Origin of the sequence: Rhizobium sophoriradicis (assembly GCF_025200795.1) — a bacterium.
GTDB lineage: Bacteria > Pseudomonadota > Alphaproteobacteria > Rhizobiales > Rhizobiaceae > Rhizobium > Rhizobium sophoriradicis.
This window is the reverse complement of the sequence record NZ_CP104152.1, coordinates 4,312,969-4,335,628: the sequence shown is the minus strand read 5'-3', so window position 1 is coordinate 4,335,628 and position 22,660 is coordinate 4,312,969. Positions and strand designations below refer to the sequence as shown.

General features: G+C 62.7%; 20 protein-coding genes. 17 read left to right on the top strand and 3 right to left on the bottom strand.

Features of this window, described 5'->3' with window-relative positions:
* Positions 1 to 91: 91 nt before the first annotated feature.
* Genes N2597_RS21120 through N2597_RS21110 form a run of 3 tightly spaced genes read left to right on the top strand, consistent with a single transcriptional unit; the run spans position 92 to position 3,377 of the window.
* Entirely contained in the window at positions 92 to 1,879 is a 1,788-nt protein-coding gene (locus tag N2597_RS21120; RefSeq protein WP_096763450.1) for an ABC transporter ATP-binding protein, read from the top strand.
* A 16-nt stretch (positions 1,880 to 1,895) separates the two neighbouring features.
* Entirely contained in the window at positions 1,896 to 2,720 is an 825-nt protein-coding gene (gene dapB, locus N2597_RS21115; RefSeq protein WP_096763451.1) for a 4-hydroxy-tetrahydrodipicolinate reductase, read from the top strand.
* A 21-nt stretch (positions 2,721 to 2,741) separates the two neighbouring features.
* The gene (locus tag N2597_RS21110) at positions 2,742 to 3,377 is read left to right on the top strand and encodes a 2,3-bisphosphoglycerate-dependent phosphoglycerate mutase (protein WP_183598676.1); all 636 of its coding nucleotides are present in this window, start codon (positions 2,742 to 2,744) and stop codon (positions 3,375 to 3,377) included.
* Between the two features lie 46 nt (positions 3,378 to 3,423).
* Here the strand turns inward: N2597_RS21110 and phnF are convergent, their stop codons facing one another.
* Positions 3,424 to 4,161 (bottom strand): phosphonate metabolism transcriptional regulator PhnF, encoded by a 738-nt coding sequence (gene phnF, locus N2597_RS21105; RefSeq protein ID WP_183598702.1) that lies wholly within the window; start codon positions 4,159 to 4,161, stop codon positions 3,424 to 3,426.
* A gap of 118 nt (positions 4,162 to 4,279) precedes the next feature.
* On the opposite strand from phnF, the gene phnG reads away from it, so the two are divergent.
* From phnG to phnN, 14 genes are all read left to right on the top strand, one after another.
* On the top strand, positions 4,280 to 4,756 hold the full coding sequence (gene phnG / locus N2597_RS21100; protein WP_183598674.1) for a phosphonate C-P lyase system protein PhnG: 477 nt from the start codon (positions 4,280 to 4,282) through the stop codon (positions 4,754 to 4,756).
* Positions 4,756 to 5,364 (top strand): phosphonate C-P lyase system protein PhnH, encoded by a 609-nt coding sequence (phnH, locus tag N2597_RS21095; protein ID WP_183598672.1) that lies wholly within the window; start codon positions 4,756 to 4,758, stop codon positions 5,362 to 5,364. The genes phnG and phnH overlap by 1 nt, the downstream gene beginning before the upstream one ends.
* Before the next feature lie 4 nt (positions 5,365 to 5,368).
* On the top strand, positions 5,369 to 6,475 hold the full coding sequence (locus tag N2597_RS21090) for a carbon-phosphorus lyase complex subunit (RefSeq protein WP_183598670.1): 1,107 nt from the start codon (positions 5,369 to 5,371) through the stop codon (positions 6,473 to 6,475).
* Positions 6,472 to 7,347: an alpha-D-ribose 1-methylphosphonate 5-phosphate C-P-lyase PhnJ gene (locus tag N2597_RS21085; protein WP_077995058.1), complete on the top strand. Its 876-nt coding sequence runs from the start codon at positions 6,472 to 6,474 to the stop codon at positions 7,345 to 7,347. The genes N2597_RS21090 and N2597_RS21085 overlap by 4 nt, the downstream gene beginning before the upstream one ends.
* A complete protein-coding gene (phnK, locus tag N2597_RS21080) occupies positions 7,344 to 8,120 on the top strand; it encodes a phosphonate C-P lyase system protein PhnK (RefSeq protein WP_038686136.1) in 777 nt (258 codons plus the stop codon). Before N2597_RS21085 ends, phnK begins: the two co-directional genes overlap by 4 nt.
* Before the next feature lie 34 nt (positions 8,121 to 8,154).
* Complete coding sequence (gene phnL, locus N2597_RS21075) at positions 8,155 to 8,862, top strand: phosphonate C-P lyase system protein PhnL (protein ID WP_183598668.1); 708 nt, start codon at positions 8,155 to 8,157, stop codon at positions 8,860 to 8,862.
* Complete coding sequence (locus N2597_RS21070; protein ID WP_077995060.1) at positions 8,859 to 9,476, top strand: DapH/DapD/GlmU-related protein; 618 nt, start codon at positions 8,859 to 8,861, stop codon at positions 9,474 to 9,476. Before phnL ends, N2597_RS21070 begins: the two co-directional genes overlap by 4 nt.
* Before the next feature lie 119 nt (positions 9,477 to 9,595).
* Entirely contained in the window at positions 9,596 to 10,438 is an 843-nt protein-coding gene (phnC, locus tag N2597_RS21065; RefSeq protein WP_038686131.1) for a phosphonate ABC transporter ATP-binding protein, read from the top strand.
* A 70-nt stretch (positions 10,439 to 10,508) separates the two neighbouring features.
* A complete protein-coding gene (phnD, locus tag N2597_RS21060) occupies positions 10,509 to 11,420 on the top strand; it encodes a phosphonate ABC transporter substrate-binding protein (RefSeq protein WP_077995061.1) in 912 nt (303 codons plus the stop codon).
* Positions 11,421 to 11,487: 67 nt separating this feature from the next.
* Positions 11,488 to 12,468, top strand: coding sequence for a phosphonate ABC transporter, permease protein PhnE (phnE, locus tag N2597_RS21055; protein WP_086155859.1), 981 nt, complete (start codon positions 11,488 to 11,490; stop codon positions 12,466 to 12,468).
* Complete coding sequence (gene phnE / locus N2597_RS21050; protein ID WP_183598666.1) at positions 12,468 to 13,820, top strand: phosphonate ABC transporter, permease protein PhnE; 1,353 nt, start codon at positions 12,468 to 12,470, stop codon at positions 13,818 to 13,820. The genes phnE (N2597_RS21055) and phnE (N2597_RS21050) overlap by 1 nt, the downstream gene beginning before the upstream one ends.
* Before the next feature lie 119 nt (positions 13,821 to 13,939).
* Positions 13,940 to 14,635, top strand: a complete 696-nt coding sequence (locus tag N2597_RS21045) for a DUF1045 domain-containing protein (protein ID WP_077995064.1) — start codon at positions 13,940 to 13,942, stop codon at positions 14,633 to 14,635.
* 13 nt (positions 14,636 to 14,648) lie between these two features.
* The gene (locus N2597_RS21040) at positions 14,649 to 15,788 is read left to right on the top strand and encodes an alpha-D-ribose 1-methylphosphonate 5-triphosphate diphosphatase (RefSeq protein WP_183598664.1); all 1,140 of its coding nucleotides are present in this window, start codon (positions 14,649 to 14,651) and stop codon (positions 15,786 to 15,788) included.
* Positions 15,785 to 16,381 carry a phosphonate metabolism protein/1,5-bisphosphokinase (PRPP-forming) PhnN gene (phnN, locus tag N2597_RS21035; protein ID WP_183598662.1) on the top strand — a complete coding sequence of 199 codons (597 nt, stop codon included), beginning with the start codon at positions 15,785 to 15,787 and terminating at the stop codon, positions 16,379 to 16,381. Before N2597_RS21040 ends, phnN begins: the two co-directional genes overlap by 4 nt.
* 371 nt (positions 16,382 to 16,752) lie before the next feature.
* Here phnN and N2597_RS21030 read toward each other — a convergent pair whose 3' ends face one another.
* Positions 16,753 to 19,131 (bottom strand): DNA translocase FtsK, encoded by a 2,379-nt coding sequence (locus tag N2597_RS21030; RefSeq protein WP_183598660.1) that lies wholly within the window; start codon positions 19,129 to 19,131, stop codon positions 16,753 to 16,755.
* A 169-nt stretch (positions 19,132 to 19,300) separates the two neighbouring features.
* A complete protein-coding gene (polA, locus tag N2597_RS21025) occupies positions 19,301 to 22,294 on the bottom strand; it encodes a DNA polymerase I (RefSeq protein WP_183598658.1) in 2,994 nt (997 codons plus the stop codon).
* Positions 22,295 to 22,660 lie beyond the last annotated feature (366 nt).

The window sequence follows — 22,660 nt, the reverse complement described above, 5'->3', positions numbered from 1 at the left end:
CTCTAGCCAAACCGATCCCAACTCTTTATAGAGCCGCCAAAAGCACGCGTCGCCCCTGCGCCGCGTTTGGTCGAGACAGGAAAGCTCATTATTGGAAGCGGCGGAAAGCAGAAAGCAGAGCGTCAGCAGCGATACCGTCACCGGCATCCTCAAGCGCATTATCGCTGAAAACGGCCGCGACCATCTCTGGGGTTATGTCTTCGCGATTGCCTGCCTGATCATCGTGGCGCTTTCGACGGCGTTCACTGCCTGGATCATGCGGGCGATCATCGATGAGGCTTTCGCCAATCGCCGCGCCGACGTCGTCTGGATCATCTGTCTTTCGATCTTCGTCGCCTTCGTGCTGCGCGGTTTCGCGAGCTACGGCCAGGCGGTGGCGCTTTCCAAGGTCGGCAACGATATCGTCGCGCGATATCAGCGCCGCCTTTATGCTCATCTGATGACACTTTCCGTCGGCTTCTTCAGCGAAGCGCGCTCGGCCCATATCGCCGCGCAGGTGAGCCAGAACGTCAGCGGCATCCGCGACGTGCTCAACCTGACGATCACCTCGACGGTCCGCGACCTCCTGACCTTCGTTTCGCTGATCGGCGTGATGGTCCTCCAGGACCCGCTGCTCAGTCTTGCCGTGTTCATCATGGCGCCGCCGCTGCTCTATGCGTTGCGTTATGTTTCCAAACGGCTGCGCTCGGCAACCCGCGAGGCCGTGCATCTAAACAGCCACGTGCTGGGCGCCATGCAGGAGACGATCCAGGGCATTGCCATCGTGAAAGCCTTCACGATGGAAGAGGAGCTGGAACGCAAGGTCAACAAGCTTATCAAAGGCGCTGAAAACCGGGCAAACCGGATTGCCCGGCTTTCCGAACGCACTTCGCCTCTGACCGAGAGCTTTGCGGGCTTTGCCGTTGCCAGCGTGCTTGCCTATGCAGCCTACCGCTCGATCTATTACAATGTGCCGCCGGGCGCCTTCTTCTCCTTCGTCACCGCCTTGCTGCTGGCCTATGACCCGGCCCGCCGGCTTGCCCGCCTGCAGGTGCAGATGGAGCGCGCCGTCGTAAATGCGCGGATGATCTACGAACTGCTCGACATGGAGCCGCGCCAGCGCGACCTGCCGGATGCTCAGCCGCTGACGGTGACGCAAGCCAGGATCGAATTCCGCAACGTTTCCTTCGGCTACGGCAATGACAGCGTGCTGAGCGGCGTCAGCTTCATCGCCGAGGGCGGCGCGACCACAGCGCTGGTTGGGCCCTCGGGGGCCGGCAAATCCACGGTCATCAACCTCATTCCGCGCTTTTACGACCCACGCGAAGGCGAGATCCTGATCGACGGGCAGGACATCGCCCACATCACCAAGAAGTCGCTGCGCCAGCAGCTCGCCTACGTCTCGCAGCAGCCTTATCTGTTCGAGGGCACGATCCGCGACAACATCCGCTATGGCCGGCCGGAAGCGACCGACGCTGAGGTGGAGGAGGCTGCCAGGCTTGCCTATGCGCATGACTTCATCTCAGCCCAGCCGCAGGGTTACGATACGCCGGTCGGCGAAAACGGCGTGACGCTTTCGGGCGGCCAGCGCCAGCGGCTTTCGATCGCGCGGGCTCTGGTGCGCAATGCGCCCATCCTGCTTCTCGACGAAGCGACGTCGGCGCTCGACACCGAATCCGAAGCCGCCGTGCAGAAGGCGCTCGACGAGGCGATGACCGGCCGCACCGTCGTCGTCATCGCCCACCGGCTCTCGACCGTGGTGCGCGCCGACAAGATCGTCGTCATGCAGCAGGGCCGGGTCGTCGAGGAAGGCAATCACGAGACGCTTGCGAAGGTCAGCGACGGTCTTTACGCTCGCCTCAACAATCTGCAGAGGCCTTCGGCCTCCGATACATACTGAGCTACGAGAGACCGAAATGAGCGATGCTGCGATGAAACTGGTGGTGGTCGGCGCGGCAGGGCGCATGGGACAGACGCTGATCCGGCTCATCCATTCCATCGAGGGCGCGACTTTGCATGCCGCCGTCGAACGCCCCGGTTCGCCCTTTATCGGCAAGGATGCCGGCGAAATTGCCGGCCTCGGCCCGACCGGCGTCATCATCGGCGACGATCCGCTGCAGGCCTTCCTGCACGCCGAAGGCGTGCTCGACTTCACTTCGCCTGCTGCAACAGTGGAATTCTCCGGCCTCGCCGCCCAAGCCCGCATCGTCCATGTCGTCGGCACGACCGGCTGTTCGGAAGCAGACAATGCCAGGATCGCCGCCGCCGCCCGCCACGCCCGCATCGTCAAATCGGGCAATATGAGCCTTGGCGTCAACCTGCTCAGCGTGATGGCGCAGCAGGCAGCCCGCGCGCTCGACGATGATGACTGGGACATTGAAATCCTGGAAATGCACCACAAGCACAAGGTGGATGCGCCTTCCGGCACCGCCCTTCTCCTCGGCGAAGCCGCGGCCAAGGGCCGCAATATCGATCTTGCCTCGAAATCGGTCAGGGTGCGAGACGGCCATACCGGCGCCCGTGAGGCCGGCACGATCGGCTTTGCGACGCTGCGCGGCGGTTCCGTCATCGGCGAGCATTCCGTGCTTTTCGCCGGAGAAGGCGAAATCGTCACCCTGTCGCACAGTGCGGCAGACCGCTCGATCTTCGCGCGCGGCGCTATCAAGGCGGCTCTCTGGGCGCGCGACAAGAAACCGGGTCTCTATTCCATGCTCGACGTGCTCGGGCTTTCTTCCCAATAACGACATTTCGGAGACATATTCATGAGCGGAACCCTCGTCCTCGTTCGCCACGGCCAGAGCGACTGGAATCTGAAGAATCTCTTCACCGGCTGGAAGGATCCCGATTTGACCGAGCTCGGCATCCAGGAAGCCAATGCCGGCGGCGCCGCACTCGCCGAATACGGGATCAAATTCGACGTCGCCTATACCTCGGCGCTGGTGCGCGCCCAACACACGCTGAAGCTCATCCTCGACAAGGTCGGCCAGCCAGACCTGCAGACGATCCGCGACCAGGCGCTGAACGAGCGCGACTACGGCGACCTTTCCGGGCTCAACAAGGACGATGCCCGCGCCAAATGGGGCGAGGAGCAGGTGCATATCTGGCGCCGCTCCTATGACGTTCCGCCTCCCGGCGGCGAAAGCCTGCGCGATACCGGCGCCCGCGTCTGGCCCTATTATCTCACCGACATCCTGCCCCGGGTGCTGCGCGGCGAGAAAGTGCTGGTCGCCGCGCACGGCAATTCGCTGCGTTCGCTCGTCATGGTGCTGGACAAGCTGACCAAGGAAGGCGTGCTTGCCCTCAACCTCGCGACCGGCGTTCCCATGGTCTACAAGCTGAAGGCGGATTCGACCGTGGCGTCGAAGGAAGTGCTCGGCGACATGTCCGGCGCGCATTAAAGCCCGGTCGTGACGTGCCGGCCGTAAGCGGCCGGCACGTCGCATCTCAATTTTCGATCGTGAACTGCACCCGGTCGGCCGCGAAACGGCTGATCGAATATTGCACCGGCACGCCGTCGAGATCAGTGTTCATCGCCTTGGCGATCAAAAGGATCGCGCCGGGTGTGAGTTCGAGATCGGCCATATCGGCTGCACTCGCATGGGCGGCCGTCACCTCGGTCGTCGCGCGGACATAGTCCGACACGCCGAGTTCGGCGAAGCCCTTGGTGATCGATTCGTGTTTACGATAGGCTTGCCCGATCCCGGCGAAACGCTTGGCGGGAAACCAGCTGGTCGCCTTCGAAACCGGCCGCTTGTCGGCATGGCGTAATGTTTCCAGCCGGATCACCCGTTCCCCCTGCTTCAGCCCCAGCCAGCGGGCGACTTCGGCACTCGCTTCCTCCTCGGCCTCATCGAGCAGAAGGCCACGCATCTCGCGCGCCTGGTCGCCGATGCCTGACGTGAAGCGGGTGCGTCGGGTGATCGGGAAATTCAGCCGCTCCTTGCGCTCGATCAGCGTGCCGCGGCCTTGTACCGCGCGCACGATGCCTTCCTGCGCCAAAGCCGCCAAAGCGCTGCGGACCGTATGCCGGTTGACGCCGAATTGCAGCGCCAGGACAGTTTCCGGCGGCACCATTCCGGTTTCGTCATAGGCGCCGCCGCTGATCGCTTCGCGGATCCGATCGGCGATCTGGCGCCAGAGCGCCACACCGGTCTGCCTTTGCACCTGCTTCAATCCCGCCATTCCGCCCAGCCCTGCCATTTCATCCTGACGACGTCACACGCTTGTCACGACATCGATTTAGGATTAGGCATAGCTTGTATGGTTGTCTATATCAATAGACATTTTAAGGGAAGCGGCGATGATATCAGCGGATAGGAAAAACGCTGCGTCACAGACGGCATCCGGGCGCAAGCGCGCCGCCGATCTGCTGGCGCGGGCGGAACGCAGCGAACTCTCGGCGGCCTGGATTGCGTTGCCGCAAAAGCCTGCGGCGCATCCGGTGCGCGGACCGGAGACCGGGCTGGTGATGGTGCGCGGACGTATCGGCGGCGGCGGCGCTCCCTTCAATCTTGGCGAGGTGACGGTAACGCGCGCGACGGTCCGGCTCGACTCCGGTTCGGTCGGCCATGCGCAGGCGCTCGGCACCGACCACGAGAAGGCGCGGCTTGCGGCGATCTTCGATGCGCTCTGGCAGGAGGAAGCGACGAAGGATTTCGTCGAACGGGCGCTGCTTTTGCCGATCACTGAGCGAATCGCTGCTGCCGAACGCCGCAAGGCCGACGAGACGGCGGCGACCCGCGTCGACTTCTTCACCATGGTGCGGGGAGACAACTGATGGGTTTCAAGACGGAAGCCTTGACCGGCGGCTTTGCCGAGCCGGTCTTCCATGCCCAGGGCGTCTTCAAGCTGCTGATGGACGGCATGGCCCGTCCCGGTACGATTGAGACCGTTCAGCCCGACGTCGCGCCGCCTGTGCCGCTCGGCGTTGCCGCCGGCGCGATCGCGCTGACGCTTTGCGATCACGATACGCCGGTCTGGCTTTCCCAGGGGCTGGCGAAATCCGCCGTGCCGGATTGGCTCGGCTTCCACGCCGGCGCGCCGCTGACCACGGAGAAGGCCGAGGCACGCTTCGCCTTCACAGAAGCCGATGCCGCGCTCTGCCCCTTCGGCCTCTTCGCCTCAGGCACGCAGGAATATCCCGACCGCTCGACGACGCTCATCATCGAACTTTCCGACCTCGAGGGTGGGCGCCGGCTGGCACTGATCGGACCCGGCATCCAGAGCGTGACCGAGATCGCTCCTGTCGGCCTGCCGGAGACCTTTCTGCGGCTCTGGGCCGAGAACCGCGCGCTCTTCCCGCGGGGCATCGACATCGTGCTGACCTCGGGCGAGCGCTTCCTCTGCCTGCCGCGCACCACCAAGATCACAGCAACGGAAATCTGAGCTCATGTATGTTGCCGTCAAGGGTGGCGAGGCCGCCATCGCCCATGCCCACCGCCTGCTTGCCGACCGCCGCCGCGGCGACCGTTCGCTGCCGGCGATCGGCATCGACCAGATCGTCGCGCAGCTGGCACTCGCCGTCGACCGTGTCATGGCCGAGGCCTCGCTTTTCGACCGCACGCTCGCAGGCCTCGCCATCCGCCAGTCGCGCGGCGACATGATCGAGGCGATCTTCCTGCTGCGCGCCTATCGCACGACGCTGCCGCGCTTCGGTTATTCCAAGCCGCTCGACACGGCTAATATGACGATCGAACGCCGTATCTCGGCGACCTACAAGGATCTGCCGGGCGGCCAGCTTCTCGGACCGACCTTCGATTATACCCATCGCCTGCTCGATCCCTCGCTGCTTACCGACGAGACGGTCGAGGGGCCCGCCCTGCGTACAGCCGAAACCGGCCGCGTCATGCGCGTCTCCGAAATCCTCGACGAGGAAGGGTTGATCGAGGCCGATGGCGATATGCCGGAGGATCACGAGGTCGGCGACCTGACGCGCGAGCCGATGGAATTCCCGATGAGCCGCGACCTGCGCCTGCAGGCGCTCGCCCGCGGCGACGAAGGCTTTTTGCTGGCGCTCGGTTATTCCACCCAGCGCGGTTACGGCCGCAACCATCCCTTCACCGGCGAGATCCGCATCGGCGAGGTCGAGGTCGAATTCGAGGTGCCGGAACTCGGTTTCGCCGTCTCGCTCGGCGTCATCCAGATCACCGAATGCCAGATGGTCAACCAGTTCAAGGGTTCCGCCAAGGCGCCGCCGCAATTCACCCGCGGTTACGGCCTGGTCTTCGGCCAGAGCGAGCGCAAAGCGATGGCGATGTCGCTGGTCGATCGCGCGCTGCGGGCTGAAGAGCTCGGCGAGGATATCACCGCGCCGGCCCAGGACGAGGAATTCGTCATCTCGCACTCCGACAACGTCCAGGCGACCGGCTTCGTCGAGCACCTGAAGCTTCCGCACTATGTGGACTTCCAGGCCGAACTCGATCTCGTTCGCCGCATGCGAAGCGAATTCGAAGCCGCCCGCAACAGGGGCGAAGATTTGAAGGAAGCCGCCGAATGAGCGATCTTGCCAGCTACAACTTCGCCTATCTGGATGAACAGACGAAGCGGATGATCCGCCGCGCCATCCTGAAGGCCATCGCCATTCCCGGCTACCAGGTGCCGTTTGCCTCGCGCGAAATGCCGATGCCCTACGGCTGGGGCACCGGCGGCGTGCAGGTGACGGCCTCGATCATCGGCCCCGACGACGTGCTGAAGGTCATCGACCAAGGCGCCGACGACACCACCAACGCCGTCTCCATCCGCGCCTTCTTCCAGAAGGTCGCCAATGTGGCGGTGACGACGCATACAGGCGAGGCGACGATCATCCAGACGCGCCACCGCATTCCCGAGGAAAAGCTCAAGGCCGGCCAAGTACTCGTCTACCAGGTGCCGATCCCCGAACCGCTGCGCTTCCTCGAGCCGCGTGAAACCGAGACGCGCAAGATGCATGCGCTGGAAGAATACGGTCTCATGCACGTGAAGCTCTACGAGGATATCGCCCGCAACGGCCGCATCGCCACGACCTATGCCTATCCGGTCAAGGTTTACGGCCGCTACGTCATGGATCCCTCACCGACGCCCAAATTCGATAATCCCAAGATGCATAAGTCGGAAGCGCTGCAGCTTTTCGGCGCCGGCCGCGAAAAGCGCATCTATGCCGTGCCGCCCTATACCGACGTCGTCAGCCTTGATTTCGAGGACCATCCCTTCGAAATCCAGCGCTTCGGCAAGCCCTGCGCGCTTTGTGGCGCCGAGGATGTCTATCTGGACGAGGTGATCCTCGACGACAAAGGCGGGCGCATGTTCGTCTGCTCCGATACCGATCATTGCGAAGATCGCCGGGCACACGGACATGCCGGCGAAATGCTGGCCCGGGAGGCTGCAGAATGACCGATACGCCGCTTCTCAAAGTCAACGACCTGTCGAAGTTCTATGGCAACCGCATCGGCTGCCGCAATGTGTCCTTCGAGCTCTGGCCCGGCGAAGTGCTCGCCATTGTCGGCGAATCCGGCTCGGGCAAGACGACGCTGCTGAACTGCATCTCTACCCGGCTGATGCCGACCAGCGGCAGTGTCGAATACCACATGCGCGACGGCACCTATCGCGACCTCTACCATATGAACGAGGCCGAGCGCCGTTTCCTGATGCGCACCGACTGGGGTTTCGTGCACCAGAACCCGGCCGATGGCCTGCGCATGACGGTTTCCGCCGGCGCCAATGTCGGCGAACGCCTCATGGCGATCGGCGACCGGCATTACGGCAAGATCCGCTCCACCGCTATCGACTGGCTGGAACGCGTCGAGATCGACGCCGACCGCATCGACGACCAGCCGCGCGCCTTTTCCGGCGGAATGCGGCAGCGATTGCAGATCGCCCGCAATCTCGTCACCGGCCCACGCCTCGTCTTCATGGACGAGCCCACAGGCGGCCTCGACGTCTCGGTGCAGGCGCGTTTGCTCGATCTCGTTCGCGGCCTCGTCAACGATCTCGGCCTCTCGGCCATCATCGTCACCCACGATCTCGCCGTCGCCCGGCTTCTGTCGCACCGCATGATGGTGATGAAGGACGGCTACGTCATCGAACACGGGCTCACCGACCGGGTGCTCGACGATCCGCGCGAACCCTACACGCAACTGCTCGTTTCCTCGATCCTGCAGGTCTGAGCGCCGCTGCAGGTCCAAAACCAGGGAAGACATCATGCCAACGCCCCTCGTCGTTTCCGAAGTCTCGAAGAGCTTCACCATGCATCTGCGCGACGGCATCCGGCTGCCCGTCGTCTCCGATGTCGCCTTCTCGGTCGCTTCAGGAGAATGCGTCGTGCTCGGCGGCCCGTCGGGCATCGGAAAGAGCTCGCTGCTGAAGATGATCTACGGCAATTATGCGGTCGACACCGGTCAGATTCTCATCCGCCACGACGGCCGCGTCGTCGATCTCGCCGCCGCCGATCCGCGCACCGTGCTCAATGTGCGGCGCAATACGCTTGGCTATGTCAGCCAGTTCCTGCGCACCGTGCCGCGCGTCGCGGCAATCGACGTGGTGGCGGAACCGCTAGTGGCGCGTGGCGAGGAAGCCCGTGCAGCACGAGAGAAGGCGGGCGCCCTGCTCGCCAAGCTCAACCTGGCGGAAGCGCTCTGGCAGCTTCCGCCCGCTACCTTCTCCGGCGGCGAACAGCAGCGCGTCAACATTGCCCGCGGCTTCATCACCGACCATACAATCCTGCTGCTCGATGAACCCACCGCCTCGCTCGATGCCCGCAACCGAGCCGTCGTCGTCGGCATGATTTCGGAAAAGAAGCAGGCGGGCGTCGCCCTTCTCGGCATCTTTCACGATGAGGAAGTGCGCGAGGCCGTCGCCGACCGCATCCTCGACGTCCAGCAGTTTTCTCCCAGAAAGATTGCCGCATGAGCCGCAGGCTTGGCATTGAACCCTATGTCCACGAGACCGCGTCCGTCAGCGATTCCAGCTTCGGGCGCTATACGGAGGTTTCGGAGCGCTGCCGCATCAGCGAGGCGACCTTCGGCGACTATTCCTACATCATGCAGGACGGCTCCGTCTGGTGCGCGACGATCGGCAAGTTCGTCAATATCGCCGCCGCCGTGCGCATCAACGCCACCAACCATCCGACCTGGCGCGCGACGCTGCATCATTTCACCTATCGCGCCGCCGATTACTGGCCGGACGGTGACATGGAGGAGGACTTCTTCGCCTGGCGGCGCGCAAACCGGGTGACGATCGGCAACGACGTCTGGATCGGCCATGGGGCGACGATCCTGCCTGGCGTCAGCGTCGGCAACGGCGCGGTGATCGGCGCCGGCGCCGTCGTCTCGAAGAACGTCGCGGCTTACTCGATCGTTGGCGGCGTGCCGGCTAATATAATCCGCGAGCGCTTTCCGAAAGAGGTCGGCGAGCGCATGGACAGGCTTGCATGGTGGGACTGGGAGCACGACCGTTTGCGCCTGGCCTTGCAGGATTTTCGCAACCTAAGCGCGGAAGATTTCCTAGCGCGCTACGGGGGCTAGAAGCGGTCTTCGCAACGCCGAGAATTGTGACGCCACTTACACAAATATGACACGCGACGTTCATGAAGCGGGACTAATGCGATGCTCATCAACGCCTGGAATACAAGGGGAAGAGCATGATGTTCGAGCTGAAGGATGTCACCCGTCGTTTCGGAAACAAGCTCGCCGTTGATGCCGTGACACTAACCATTCCCCAGGGCCAGATGGTCGGCATCATCGGGCGCTCCGGTGCCGGCAAGTCTACGCTGCTCCGCATGATCAACCGCCTGCAGGAACCAAGCTCCGGTTCCATTCGTTTCGCCGGAGTCGAAGTCTCTGGGCTTCGTGGCCAAGGCTTGCGCAACTGGCAGCGCGACTGTGCGATGATCTTCCAGCAGTTCAACCTGGTGCCCCGCCTCGATGTGCTGACCAATGTCATGCTCGGCCGGCTCAATCACCGCTCGACGCTTCTCAGCCTGCTCAACGTCTTCACGCGCGAGGAGCGCGTGCATGCGATCGCGGCGCTCGAGCGCCTCGGCATCGAGCAGACGGCGCTGCAGGCGGCCGGTACACTCTCCGGCGGCCAGCAGCAGCGTGTGGCGATCGCCCGCGCGCTGATGCAGAACCCGAAGATGGTACTTGCCGACGAGCCGATCGCCTCGCTCGATCCGCTGAACGCCAAGATCGTCATGGATGCGCTGCGCGACATCAATGAGCGCGAGGGCATCACCGTCATCACCAACCTGCACACACTCGATACCGCCCGCAACTATTGTGAGCGCATCGTCGGCATGGCCGGCGGCCGCGTCGTCTTCGACGGTAAGCCGTCAGAGCTGACCGGGGAGGCCGTTAAGGAAATATACGGGACTGACAAGGACGGCGCCGGCATCGACGAAACCATGACGTCGACCAGCCTTGAATCCACGCGCCGCGCCGAGACCCCATCCTCCGGCATGATGGCCAAAACAGCCGCCATGCATTGATCCGTGTCCGGCCGACGGGACAACGGCCGGAGAACCAACTGACGAGCCACGTCACAACAGGGAGACTTCTATGTCTGCATTCCGCAAGATTTTGATGGCAACCATCGCCGTAGCCGCCCTCGCCGGCAATGCCGCCGCTCAGGAGGTCAAAGTCCTCCGCATCGGTCTCGATGGCGGTGAAAACGAAGCCGACCAGGTTCGTCGCACCGAGTGCGTCAAGCCGGGCCTGATCGCCGCCACCGGCGTTTCCGAAGTGCAGCTCTTCCCGTCGCCGAACTACAACGGCGTCATCCAGGGCCTGCTCGGCGGCACGATCGATCTCGCCGTCATGGGCGCCGCCTCTTACGCCGCGGTCTATATCAAGGATCCGAACGCCGTCACCCCGGTTCTCACCACCAAGCAGGCGGACGGTTCGACCGGCTACTACTCGATCATGGTTGCCCGCAAGGATTCCGGCATCAAGACGCTGGCGGACGCGAAGGGCAAGAAGCTCGGCTTCGCCGATCCGGACTCTACCTCCGGCTACCTTGTTCCTAACGTTGCCCTTCCGAAGGACACCGGCGCTCCAGTCAAGCAGTACTTCTCTGAAACAGGCTTCGGCGGCGGCCACGAGAACCTCGTTCTCGGCGTTCTCGACAAGAAGTTCGACGTCGGTACCACCTTCGGTTCCGGTCAGGGCGATTGGGCGCAGGGTTACACATCCGGCAACCTGCACCAGATGGTCACCAAGGGCCTGCTCGACATGGACGATATCGTCGAAGTCTGGAAGTCGCCCCTTATCCCGAACGGTCCGCTGATGGTTTCCCAGAAGCTGCCGGCCGACCTGCAGAAGAAGGTTACCGCCTACTTCGCCGAACTGCCGAAGAAGGACAAGAGCTGCTTCGAATCGTTCACCGGCGGCGGCTACGTTGACTGGGCGCCGGTCGACCAGAGCTTCTACCAGACGATCATCGACGCCCGTAAGGCGGTCATCGGCGGCTGATCCTCAGCCTGAACAGTCTTGCGGCGGCATCATGATGGTGCCGCCGTTTTCAAGAAGGAAGCCATAGATGGCGCACTCGGCCGGCGCGGATTCTCTCAGCGGATTGCAGGAGAGCTCCCGCACCATCCTCGATCATTATCAGAGCCAAGTCCGAACGCGACGCATCTATACCGTCGTTTCGATCGTGGTGTTCCTAATCATCCTCGGCGCCTCGCTCGACTTCGCCAACAGTGTCAATTCGGGCAAGTTCTTCGAGCGCCTGCCCTATTTCTTCGATTTCATGAAGAGCTTTGTACCGGACAGCCCGCTGGAGATCTTCCGCGCCATGTTCGACTTGCCGTCGCCCTACTCCGACGGTTCGATAAAATACGACTACACAAGCGACCGCGTCTGGATCACCGACAATTTCTACATCCCGAATTTCTTCTACCAGCTCGCGATCACGCTCAACATCGCCATCGTCTCCACCATATTGGGCGCCAGCGGTGCGTTCCTGCTCTGCTTTTTCGCGTCCACCAATCTGGTCGGTGCGGGTGTGACGCGCTGGATTGTCCGGCGCATCATGGAGATCATGCGCGCCTTCCCGGAAATCGTCATCGCCGGTCTTCTCGCGGCGATCCTGTCGATCGGTCCGATCTCGGCGATCATCGCGGTGTGGTTCCACACTATCGGCGCGCTCGGAAAGCTGTTCTTCGAAGTCGTCGAGAATGCTGACATGAAGCCGGATGAAGGCCTGCGCGCCGTCGGCGCCGGCTGGCTGGAGCGTGTACGTTTTGCCATCCTGCCGCAGGTCCTGCCGAACTTCGTCTCCTACACGTTGCTGCGCACCGAGATAAATGTGCGTGCCTCGACCATTATCGGCGCGGTTGGCGGCGGCGGCATAGGTGAAGTCTTCAGCCTTTCGATTGGCCGCGACCATGCCGCCAAGACTTACGCAATCATCATCCTGCTGCTGATCACGGTCATTTGCGTCGACCAGTTTTCTGCTTGGCTGCGCCGACGGCTGATCGGCCAGCAGTCCTTCGAATTTGGCCGGGGAGCGGCGTGATGACCTCGGGCCTGACCATGAACGCTGTCGAACGCAACCGCCTGTTGGCCGCCTATCCGGACGTCTTCCATCGCAGTTTCATGCAGCGCTGGGGCCTCCTTGTCGTTTCGGCGGCAGTCCTCGTTTACCTTGCCTTCTGCTTCGCCTTCTTCAACGTCATTCCCACGTTCGTCAACGGCAACTGGGATCGCGCGGCGATCTATGTTCAGGACTGGTATTCCTGGCGTGCCCAGCCGCGCCTCCGTTTCCAGAACGATCAGGTCGTCCCGCAATGGACAAGCCGCCGCCAGTATCCGGAAGGCGCCGACATCTACTGGCTGAAGCCTAGTGCCGATGGAAGCAGATACACCGTCACCTTCGGCAGCGACGGCGACCGCCTGGAGGTGAGCCCGACCCGCGTGGACGTCTATATCGACGGCAAGCTCTATCCCGTCACCATCACCCGCGACCGTGCTTCCCTGCCTGCCGACGCGCCAGTCCAGATGCAGCAGGACGACAACAAGGTGAATGTCTATTACGGTTTTTCCGGACAGGCAGAAATCCGCACCAGCCAGGTCTACGTGCAGCGCCGTTTTCTCGGCTGGGCGAACTTTTTCTTCGATACGCAATCGCCCTTCTGGGGCCGCAGCCTGCCCGAGGTTGTCGGCCTGATGTTCTCCGGCGCACGACTGGATGCAAATCAATCCAACGCCTCGCTGGCCTTAGACAACTTCCTCAACAACGCGAGCTGGCAGCACGGCGACATCCTGTCGAAACTGATGCAGACACTCGTCATGGCCTTTGTCGGCACATTATTCGGCACGCTGGTTGCTTTCCCGCTCGCCTTCATCGCCGCACGCAACATCATGCGCAACCGCGCCGTGAACTGGGCCACGAAGCGCCTCTTCGATTTCCTGCGCTCGATCGATATGCTGATCTGGGCGTTGTTCTTCACCCGTGCCTTCGGTCCGGGGCCGCTTCCCGGGATCGCGGCGATTTTCTTCACCGATACCGGCGCGCTCGGAAAAGTCTATGCCGAAGCCCTCGAGAACATCGACGACAAGCAGCGTGAGGGCGTGAAATCGGTCGGTGCGGCGCCAGTTGCCGTTCAACGTTTCGGCGTCGTCCCACAAGTCCTGCCGGTCTTCATCTCGCAATCTCTTTATTTCTGGGAGTCGAATACCCGTTCGGCAACCGTGATCGGGGCCGTCGGTGCGGGCGGCATTGGCCTGAAGTTGCTGGAGTCCATGAAGACCAATTCGGACTGGGACAAAGTCGCCTATATGGTGCTTCTGATACTCCTGGTAGTCTTCGCCTTCGACAATCTGTCGAATGCGCTGCGCTCGCGCGTGATGGGGAAAAAGAACCACTGACAAGCTGCCGCCATCATCATTCTGTCACGGAATTCTTTTAGCCGGGGAGCCTGCTTGCGGTTCGCCGCCAAATCACTGCACATTGCGCTCCCCGTTTCGACGATCCCCAGGACAAAGCCTTGCGCTACGCTCTCTATTTCTCGCCGCCGAAGGATGATCCCCTGACCGGCGCGGCCTCGCTCTGGCTCGGCCGCGACGCCTTTACCGGCGAAACCTATCCTGCCCCGGCCTATGAGCAGCTCGGCCAGGCAGAGCAGTTCGAACTGACCGCCGATCCACGCCGCTATGGCTTCCATGCGACGATCAAGGCGCCGTTTGCGCTTGCCGCCTCCGTCACCGAAAAGGACCTCATGGCCTTTGCCGAGGATTTTGCCGCGCGCACGCCGGCCTTCGAGATTCCCGAACTCGTGCTCGGCCAGCTCGGCCGTTTTTTTGCCCTCGTCCCCGGTTCTCTTCATCAACCTCTTCAGGATTTCGCCGCGAAGGTGGTAAGGTCTTTCGAACCGTTTCGCGCGGCACTTTCGGAAGCCGATATCATCAGGCGCAACCCGGAGAAGCTCAGCGACAGCCAGCGCGTCAATCTGCAGCGCTGGGGTTATCCCTACGTCATGGAGGATTTCGGCTTCCACATGACGCTGAGCGGGCAAGTGCCCGAGACCCGCGCCGCGGTAATGAAAACGATTCTGGCCGAGCGTTTTTCCGGTTTTACCGGCCGGCCGCTGTCGATTTCCGGCCTTGCCGTCTTCGTCGAGGAGACGCGCGGCGCCCCGTTCAAAGTTCATTCCTGGTTGCCGCTTTCCGGCGCCAAAAGCTGAAAGACCTGACGAGATGAGCAAAGAGACCGTGTTTTCCAATGCCCGCATCGTTCTCGAGGATGACGTCCTCGCCGGATCGATCCTCATCCGCGACGGAAAGATCGCCGATATTTCCGAAGGAAACTCGGTAGCCGGCGAAGATTTCGAAGGGGACTTCATCATTCCGGGGCTCGTCGAGCTACACACCGACCATCTCGAAGGGCATTATCAGCCGCGTCCCGGCATTCGCTGGAACAAGACCGCCGCGGTCCAGGCGCATGACGCCCAGATCGTTACATCCGGCATCACCACGGTGTTCGATTGCCTGCGCATGGGTGCGGACGAGGACGGCGGCTTCGAACTTGGCGAGATGCGCGACATGGCCGACGCCATTCAGTCGGCGGAGAGGGAGGGCCGGCTGCGCGCCGAGCACCTTCTGCACCTGCGCTGCGAGGTCTCGGCCGACAATGTGCTCGAACATTTCGCGGATTTCGAGGAGGATCCGCATGTGCGGCTCGTCTCGCTGATGGATCATGCGCCCGGCCAGCGGCAGTTCCAGACGATGGATCAATATATCTTCTACTACCAAAAGAAGCGGGGCTTGAGCGACGAGGTCTTCGCCCGTTTCGTCGCCAAGCGGCAGGCGGAATCGGCGCGCAACTCGACCCCGCACCGCAACGCCATCGCCAAGGTCTGCGCCGAACGCGGCATCACGGTGGCAAGCCATGACGACGCCACACTCGCCCATGTCGACGAGGCGATCGACAACGGCGTGCGGCTCGCCGAATTCCCGACCAGCTTCGATGCCGCCCGCGCCTCGCACGAGCGCGGCATGAGCGTGCTGATGGGGGCGCCCAACATCGTTCGCGGCAAATCCCATTCCGGCAACATCGCCGCCCGCGACCTCGCCGAAATGGGCGTGCTCGATGTGCTGTCCTCCGACTACGTGCCGCTCAGCCTGCTGCACGCGCCCTTCATCCTCGCCGACGAGGTCGAGAGCATCACGCTGCCGAAGGCGATCGCCATGGTGACGTCGACGCCCGCCCGCACCGTCAGCCTCGACGATCGCGGACGGATCGCGACCGGGCTGCGCGCCGATCTCGTCCGCGTCCACCGTTCGCATGGCGTGCCGGTGACACGCTCCGTCTGGCGCCAGGGACGCCGTGTCGCATGAGCCCGCACGAACCCCATCCCGGTGCCGGCGCCGAACGCGGCATCATGGTCGTCGTCGTCGGGCCGAGCGGCGCCGGCAAGGACACGCTGATGAACCTTGCCGCCCGGCATTTCGCCGGCCGCGCTGACATTCACTTCACCCGCCGCGTCATTACCCGCCACCGCGGCGCCGGCGGCGAGGATCATCTTTCCGTCTCCCTCGAAGGGTTTGCCGCCATGGAGCAGTCGGGCTCCTTTGCCGTCTGGTGGGAAGCCCATGGTCTGAAATACGGCATTCCGGCCGAAGTCTCGGTGGCGCTGTCGAGGGGCCATATCGTTGTCGCCAACGGCTCGCGCTCGGCACTGCATCGCTTCCAGGCCGCCTTCCCGCGGCTGAAGGTGATGAACGTCACCGCCCGCGCCGAGGTGCTCGCCGGCCGGCTGGAGGCGCGTGGGCGCGAGACGCATGAGGATATCATGGCGAGACTCGCCCGCGGGCCGCTGACGGTGCGCGGCGACTACGATGTGACGGAGCTCGACAATAGCGGTTCCATCGAAGAGGCCGAGCAGAAGATGATCGCGATCCTCGACGGACTGCTGGCGGACGTTCAGTAGACGAACGACAGCAGAAATTTGCGATGCCGCAGGCCCTCGCTGTCCGAACCGGATAAATAGGCAACTGATCAGGCCAGCGGCAGGAATTGCACGTCCGGCAAGCGACGTGATGTACCGCGAAGAGAGGTCCTCGGCGCGCTGGATCTCTGTGACAAGCACAGAGATGAGGGAGGAGAGGTAGAGCTTCCCATCCACTGTCGCGGGACGGAACAGCTTTTGCCATTAGAAATCTTGGCGGAAGCGCTTACCCACCCACCCTCATCTCTGTGCTTGTCACAGAGATCCAGCCACGGCGCGTCCGCGCCGTGAATGACTCATCTGAAGAAGTTGCCTATCTTTCAATTGAACAATCGGAACAGGCGACTTGGCGACTATTCCCCGTCGCCTCGTCCCGAAACGATCTCGCGCTTGCCGACATGATTGGCCGGGCCGACCAGGCCTTCATTTTCCATCCGTTCGACCAATGAGGCAGCGCGGTTATAGCCGATGCCGAGGCGGCGCTGGATGTAGGAGGTCGAGCACTTCTTGTCGCGCATGACGACCTTGACGGCCTGCTCGTAGAGCTCGTTGCCGTCCTCGGAGGCCATGGCGCTCTTGTCGAACACGGCGCCGGCCTCTTCCTCTTCCGGCTCTTCCTCTTCGTCGGCGGTGACGGTGTCGAGATATTCGGGACGCCCTTGCGTTTTCAGATGGGCAACGACCTTTTCGACCTCGGCATCCGAAACAAACGGACCGTGCACGCGGGCAATCCTGCCGCCGCCCTGCATGTGCAGCATATCGCCCTGGCCGAGCAGCTGCTCGGCGCCCTGTTCGCCGAGAATGGTGCGGCTGTCGATCTTCGAGGTGACCTGGAAGGAGATGCGGGTCGGGAAGTTCGCCTTGATCGTGCCGGTGATGACGTCGACCGACGGGCGCTGCGTCGCCATGATCAGGTGAATACCGGCCGCACGCGCCATCTGCGCCAGACGCTGAATCGCGCCTTCGATCTCCTTGCCGGCGACCATCATCAGGTCGGCCATTTCGTCGACGATGACCACGATATAGGGCATCGGCGCGAGATCCAGCTCCTGCTGCTCCTCGACCGGCGCGCCGGTTCCCCTGTCGAAACCGGTCTGGACCATGATATGGATGGTCTCGCCCTTTTCGCGCGCCTGGGAGACGCGGCCATTATAGCCGTCGATGTTGCGGACGCCGAGGCGCGACATCTTGCGATAACGCTCCTCCATCTCGCGCACCGCCCATTTCAGCGCCATGACCGCCTTCTTCGGGTCGGTGACGACGGGCGTCAGCAGATGCGGAATGCCGTCATAGACGGAGAGTTCGAGCATCTTCGGATCGACCATGATCAGCCGGCACTGTTCCGGCGTCATGCGATAGAGCAGCGACAGGATCATCGTGTTGATGGCGACTGATTTGCCCGAGCCGGTGGTGCCGGCGACAAGCAGATGCGGCATCTTGGCAAGCTCGGCGATCACGGGCTCGCCACCGATGGTCTTGCCGAGGCCGAGCGCCAGCTTATAGCCGCTCTTGTCGAAATCCTGGCTCTCGATCATCTCGCGGAAATAGACTGTTTCACGGGTGACATTCGGCAGTTCGATGCCGATGACGTTGCGGCCGGGAACGACGGCGACGCGGGCCGAAAGCGCCGACATCGAGCGGGCGATATCGTCGGCAAGGCCGATGACGCGCGATGACTTCACGCCGGGCGCCGGCTCGAATTCATAGAGGGTGACGACGGGGCCGGGGCGAACATGAATGATCTCGCCCTTGATGCCGAAATCTTCCAGCACGCTTTCCAGGAGACCGGCATTCTGCTCCAGCGTCTCCTGCGACATGATCTCGCCAAGCCGTTCCGGCGGCTCCTGCAACAGGGCGCGCGGCGGGAATTCATAGCCTGACGCATCGACTTTTTCCGGCCTTGCCATCAGGCGCGGCGACGGCAGGACGGCGGCCACCGGAGGCGTCGGCCGGGGCGCCGGCGCCGCCTGGGGCAACGGTGTAGCCTGGGGCAGCGGCGCCGCCTGGAGCACCGGTGCAGCCTGCGGCATTGGCGCAGTCTGGGGTACCTGGGGCGCGCCTTGAGGCGCCAGCACGATCGGCTCCGGAGCACGAGCCGGCTTTTCCAGGGATATCGCGGCCGGCGGCCGCAGGGCTGGCGCTGCGGGTCTTGCGGCCGGCGGCTGGATCGGGCGCGATGCGGCGGGAGCCGATTTCGGCGCGCCCGGGCGCCATTCCATGACGCGGAACAGGGCGGTGATCGATTCGGGCGTGGTCTCGATCTTCGGAACAACAATCGAGGGCGTGCGGACCGGCTCGCCCTCTTCGAAGGCCATGACCTCCCAGAAGGCGAAATCGGAAATCGAAGACAATTCGGAAGCCGCACGCAAGGCGGGCGTCTCCGCCCGGCCAGGGGCCGGCGGCTGTGGCGTCTCGATCATCAGAGCCGGCGCTGCGGTAAGCTCGCTCGGCTCCGGCAGATAGATGTCGAAAGGCACATCGACGGCGACCGGTTCTATCCGTATCGCTTGCTGCTCGAGCTGCGATTCGTCGCGAACGGGCTCGTTCGACGGACGGCGCCGGCTGATCAGCGTTTCCGGGGTGCGGGTGAAGCGAACATTTGGCGCGAGCGAGAAGTTGCTCTGCCAGATCGGCGCCGCCGGCTTTTCGCCGGGATTTTCCTCCGCAAGCTCGGTTTCAAGCCCGCTGGAAAAATCTGCGGCATCCGTCAAATTGGTTCTGGGAAAACGCATGCGTCCGCTACTCACTCATGCCTGACAAATTACGACCCTACCGGGATAGAAAAGGAAGGTTAATAAGTTCCTTCCAGCCGCATCGTTCCGGTACGCCCTGCAGAGACAAACCGTTGCCATTTCAATGAGTTGCGTGAACCGGAAAATCTTTTTGGTTTTGGGGAGGCGGTTAATGCGCCTCATCCCAATTGGTGGCGGCGCGCGCATCGACGCGCAGCGGCACGCGCATTTCGAGCGCCGGCATGGTGGCGTTTTCCATGACCGAGACGATGATCGGCATGGCCTTGTCGACATCCTCATCTTCGACTTCGAAGATGAGTTCGTCGTGCACCTGCAGGAGCATGCGGACACGCTCGGCAAGACCGGCTTCAACAAGCGCCGGCTCCATCTTGATCATCGCCCGGCGGATGACGTCGGCGGCCGAGCCCTGGATCGGCGCGTTGATCGCGGCCCGCTCGTTGAAGGCGCGCACCGACGGATTGGAAGAACGGATTTCGGGATAGTTGATTCGCCGGCCGAAAATCGTCTCGACGTAACCCTTGTCGCGCGCCATGGCCTTGCGGCTTTCCATATAATCGCGGATGCCGGGGAAACGCTCGAAATATTTCTTGATATAGTCGCCGGCTTCCGACCGCTCGATCGAAAGCTGATTGGCGAGCCCGAAGGCCGAGATGCCGTAGATGATGCCGAAATTGATCGCCTTGGCGCGGCGGCGAACTTCGCCCGGCATGCCTTCGACCGGCACCCCGAACATTTCCGACGCGGTCATGGCATGGATGTCGACGCCATCCTCGAAGGCCTTGGTCAGCTGCGGGATCTCGGCCACATGGGCAAGCACACGCAGTTCGATCTGGCTGTAATCGGCGGAAATCAGCTTGTGGCCCGGTGTCGAGATGAAGGCGGTGCGGATCTTGCGGCCTTCAGCGGTGCGCACCGGAATATTCTGCAGGTTCGGCTCGGAGGAAGACAGCCGCCCTGTCGTCGTCGATGCCAGCGAGTAGGAGGTGTGGACCCGCTTGGTCTCCGGATGCACATAGCCTGGAAGCGCGTCGGTATAGGTCGATTTCAGCTTGGTGAGCTGACGCCAGTCGACGATCTTGCGCGGCAGTTCGAACCCGGCGGCGGCGAGATCCTCGAGCACCGAGGCGGAGGTCGACCATTGCCCGGTCTTCGTCTTGCTGCCGCCGGCAAGACCCATCTTGCCGAACAGAATATCGCCCAGCTGCTTCGGCGAACCGATATTGAAACGCTCGCCGGCCAGCGTATAGATTTCGTCCTCCAGCCGCGCCGCACCCTGGGCCAGTTCGCCGGACAGGCGCGACAGGATCTGCCGGTCGACGGTGACGCCGCGCGCTTCCATGCGGGCGAGCACGGGCAACAGCGGCCGCTCCAGCCGTTCATAGACGCTGGTCAGCCCTGCCGCCGCCAGCCGCGGCTTCAGCACCAGCCAGAGGCGCAGCGTCACATCGGCGTCTTCGGCGGCGTAATGGGTGGCGCGGTCGATATCGACCAGATCGAAGGTGACGTTCGCCTTGCCGCTGCCCGCCACGTCCTTGTAGGGGATCGGCGTGTGACCGAGGAATTTTTCCGAAAGCGGATCCATGCCATGAGCGCCGGTGCCGGCGTCGAGCACGTAGGAAATCAGCATCGTGTCGTCGAAACTCTTCGTCTCGATGCCGTAGCGCTTCAACAGCAGATAGTCGTATTTCAGGTTCTGGGCGACCTTCAGAACCGATTCGTCTTCAAGTAATGCCTTCAGGCGCGGCAGAGCATCGCGCATCGGGATCTGGTTTTCGGCAAGGCCGCCGCCGAGCAGATCACCGACACCATTTTTGTGGGCAAGCGGCACATAGGCGGCGCGGATCTTCGTGCCGGTGGGATCGGCGACATTGTCGGCGATCGCCATCGCAAATCCGACAAGCTCCGCCTGCATCGCATCCAGTGACGTGGTCTCGGTATCGAAAGCGACGAGGCCGGTGTCGCGCGCATCGGCGATCCATCGGTCGAGTGCCGCCAGATCGCGGATCGTTTCATAGGTCGAATGGTCAAAGGGCAGCGTGGCAAACGCTTCAGCCCGCGCCTTGGCAAGATCGGCAGGCGAAAAGGTACCTTCGACGCCAGCCTTCGCACGCGCCGGCACGGACACGGATTGCCCTGAGACGTCGGGAATGCCGCCGGCAACCGGCTCCGGCTCGGCCGCATCGAGATCGGGACCACGGGCAGCCGCGCCCCATTCGATAGGAACGACCGCCGGTTCGATGGCGCTCGCATCGCAATCACAGACTTCGGCGACGCGGCGCGTCAACGAAGTGAATTCCATCGTCTTGAGAAAGCCGATCAGCTTCGGACCGTTCTGCGGCTCCAGCACCAGCGCGTCGAGATCGAGATCGAGCGGCACGTCGGTGCGCAGCCGCACGAGTTCGCGCGAGAGCCTGGCCATCTCGATATTGGCCAGGATCGTCTCGCGGCGCTTGACCTGCTTGATCTCGGTGGCGCGTTCGAGCAGCGTGTCGAGATCGCCGTATTCCTCAAGCAGCTGGGCGGCGGTTTTCGGGCCGATGCCGGGAATGCCGGGCACATTGTCGACGGAATCGCCGGTCATCGCCTGCAGGTCGATCATCTTTTCCGGCGACACGCCCCATTTCTCGACGACGTCGGGAATGCCTATCTGCTTGTCCTTCATGCTGTCATACATGTGGACATTTGCTGTGACGAGCTGCATCAGATCCTTGTCGGAGGAGACGATGGTGACATCGGCGCCTGTTGCCTCGGCCTGGCGGGCATAAGTGGCGATGATGTCGTCGGCCTCAAAGCCTTCAGTTTCGATGCAGGGCAGGTTGAAGGCACGGGTCGCCTCTCTAATAAGCCCGAATTGCGGAATGAGCTCTTCGGGCGGAGCCGATCGGTTCGCCTTGTAGGCGTCGTAGAGATCCTTGCGGAAGGTCTTGGCGGAATAATCGAAGATGACGGCAAGGTGGGTCGGCGTCACTCCGACATCGGTATTGCGTGCATCCCTCAAGAGCTTCCACAACATGTTGCAGAAACCGGAGACGGCGCCGACCGGCAGGCCATCGGACTTGCGCGTCAGCGGCGGCAATGCATGAAACGCCCGAAATATGAATCCGGAACCGTCGACTAGGAAGAGGTGATCGCCATTTTTCATGCGTGCATGGATAGCGCGGGCACGGAACGAGGTCCATATAAAGTTCGGCGCGCCAAGAGATTATGGCGTCAGCTTCAAGGAATTTTGCAGAAGGGATTCCTGCTCACCAAACTGTTACCGATTTGTAACGTTGCGTGACCCTTGAAAAACCACATTCGCAGTTACAAATCAATGTCACCGGCGCTTGATCGCGCCGCGGGTCTGATTACCGGCTTGTCCCCCGCCGCATCAGGCTTGGACAAAGGCCTTATCCCCCTCTCCGGGCCTTTGTCCCCATTTTAAAGTCGCCATGGCCAACCTCCAGGCCATGGCGACTTTTGTTTTTCCAGCCGCTCGAAACGCTGGGCGAGCCTGCATTTTTTGGAG

Excerpts from the sequence above, each read along its gene's own strand:
- dapB (WP_096763451.1), top strand. The coding sequence starts at position 1,896 with ATGAGCGATGCTGCGATGAAACTGGTGGTGGTCGGCGCGGCAGGGCGC.
- N2597_RS21110 (WP_183598676.1), top strand. The coding sequence starts at position 2,742 with ATGAGCGGAACCCTCGTCCTCGTTCGCCACGGCCAGAGCGACTGGAAT.
- phnF (WP_183598702.1), bottom strand. The coding sequence starts at position 4,161 with ATGGCGGGATTGAAGCAGGTGCAAAGGCAGACCGGTGTGGCGCTCTGG.
- phnG (WP_183598674.1), top strand. The coding sequence starts at position 4,280 with ATGATATCAGCGGATAGGAAAAACGCTGCGTCACAGACGGCATCCGGG.
- phnH (WP_183598672.1), top strand. The coding sequence starts at position 4,756 with ATGGGTTTCAAGACGGAAGCCTTGACCGGCGGCTTTGCCGAGCCGGTC.
- N2597_RS21090 (WP_183598670.1), top strand. The coding sequence starts at position 5,369 with ATGTATGTTGCCGTCAAGGGTGGCGAGGCCGCCATCGCCCATGCCCAC.
- N2597_RS21085 (WP_077995058.1), top strand. The coding sequence starts at position 6,472 with ATGAGCGATCTTGCCAGCTACAACTTCGCCTATCTGGATGAACAGACG.
- phnK (WP_038686136.1), top strand. The coding sequence starts at position 7,344 with ATGACCGATACGCCGCTTCTCAAAGTCAACGACCTGTCGAAGTTCTAT.
- phnL (WP_183598668.1), top strand. The coding sequence starts at position 8,155 with ATGCCAACGCCCCTCGTCGTTTCCGAAGTCTCGAAGAGCTTCACCATG.
- N2597_RS21070 (WP_077995060.1), top strand. The coding sequence starts at position 8,859 with ATGAGCCGCAGGCTTGGCATTGAACCCTATGTCCACGAGACCGCGTCC.
- phnC (WP_038686131.1), top strand. The coding sequence starts at position 9,596 with ATGTTCGAGCTGAAGGATGTCACCCGTCGTTTCGGAAACAAGCTCGCC.
- phnD (WP_077995061.1), top strand. The coding sequence starts at position 10,509 with ATGTCTGCATTCCGCAAGATTTTGATGGCAACCATCGCCGTAGCCGCC.
- phnE (WP_086155859.1), top strand. The coding sequence starts at position 11,488 with ATGGCGCACTCGGCCGGCGCGGATTCTCTCAGCGGATTGCAGGAGAGC.
- phnE (WP_183598666.1), top strand. The coding sequence starts at position 12,468 with ATGACCTCGGGCCTGACCATGAACGCTGTCGAACGCAACCGCCTGTTG.
- N2597_RS21040 (WP_183598664.1), top strand. The coding sequence starts at position 14,649 with ATGAGCAAAGAGACCGTGTTTTCCAATGCCCGCATCGTTCTCGAGGAT.
- phnN (WP_183598662.1), top strand. The coding sequence starts at position 15,785 with ATGAGCCCGCACGAACCCCATCCCGGTGCCGGCGCCGAACGCGGCATC.
- N2597_RS21030 (WP_183598660.1), bottom strand. The coding sequence starts at position 19,131 with ATGCGTTTTCCCAGAACCAATTTGACGGATGCCGCAGATTTTTCCAGC.
- polA (WP_183598658.1), bottom strand. The coding sequence starts at position 22,294 with ATGAAAAATGGCGATCACCTCTTCCTAGTCGACGGTTCCGGATTCATA.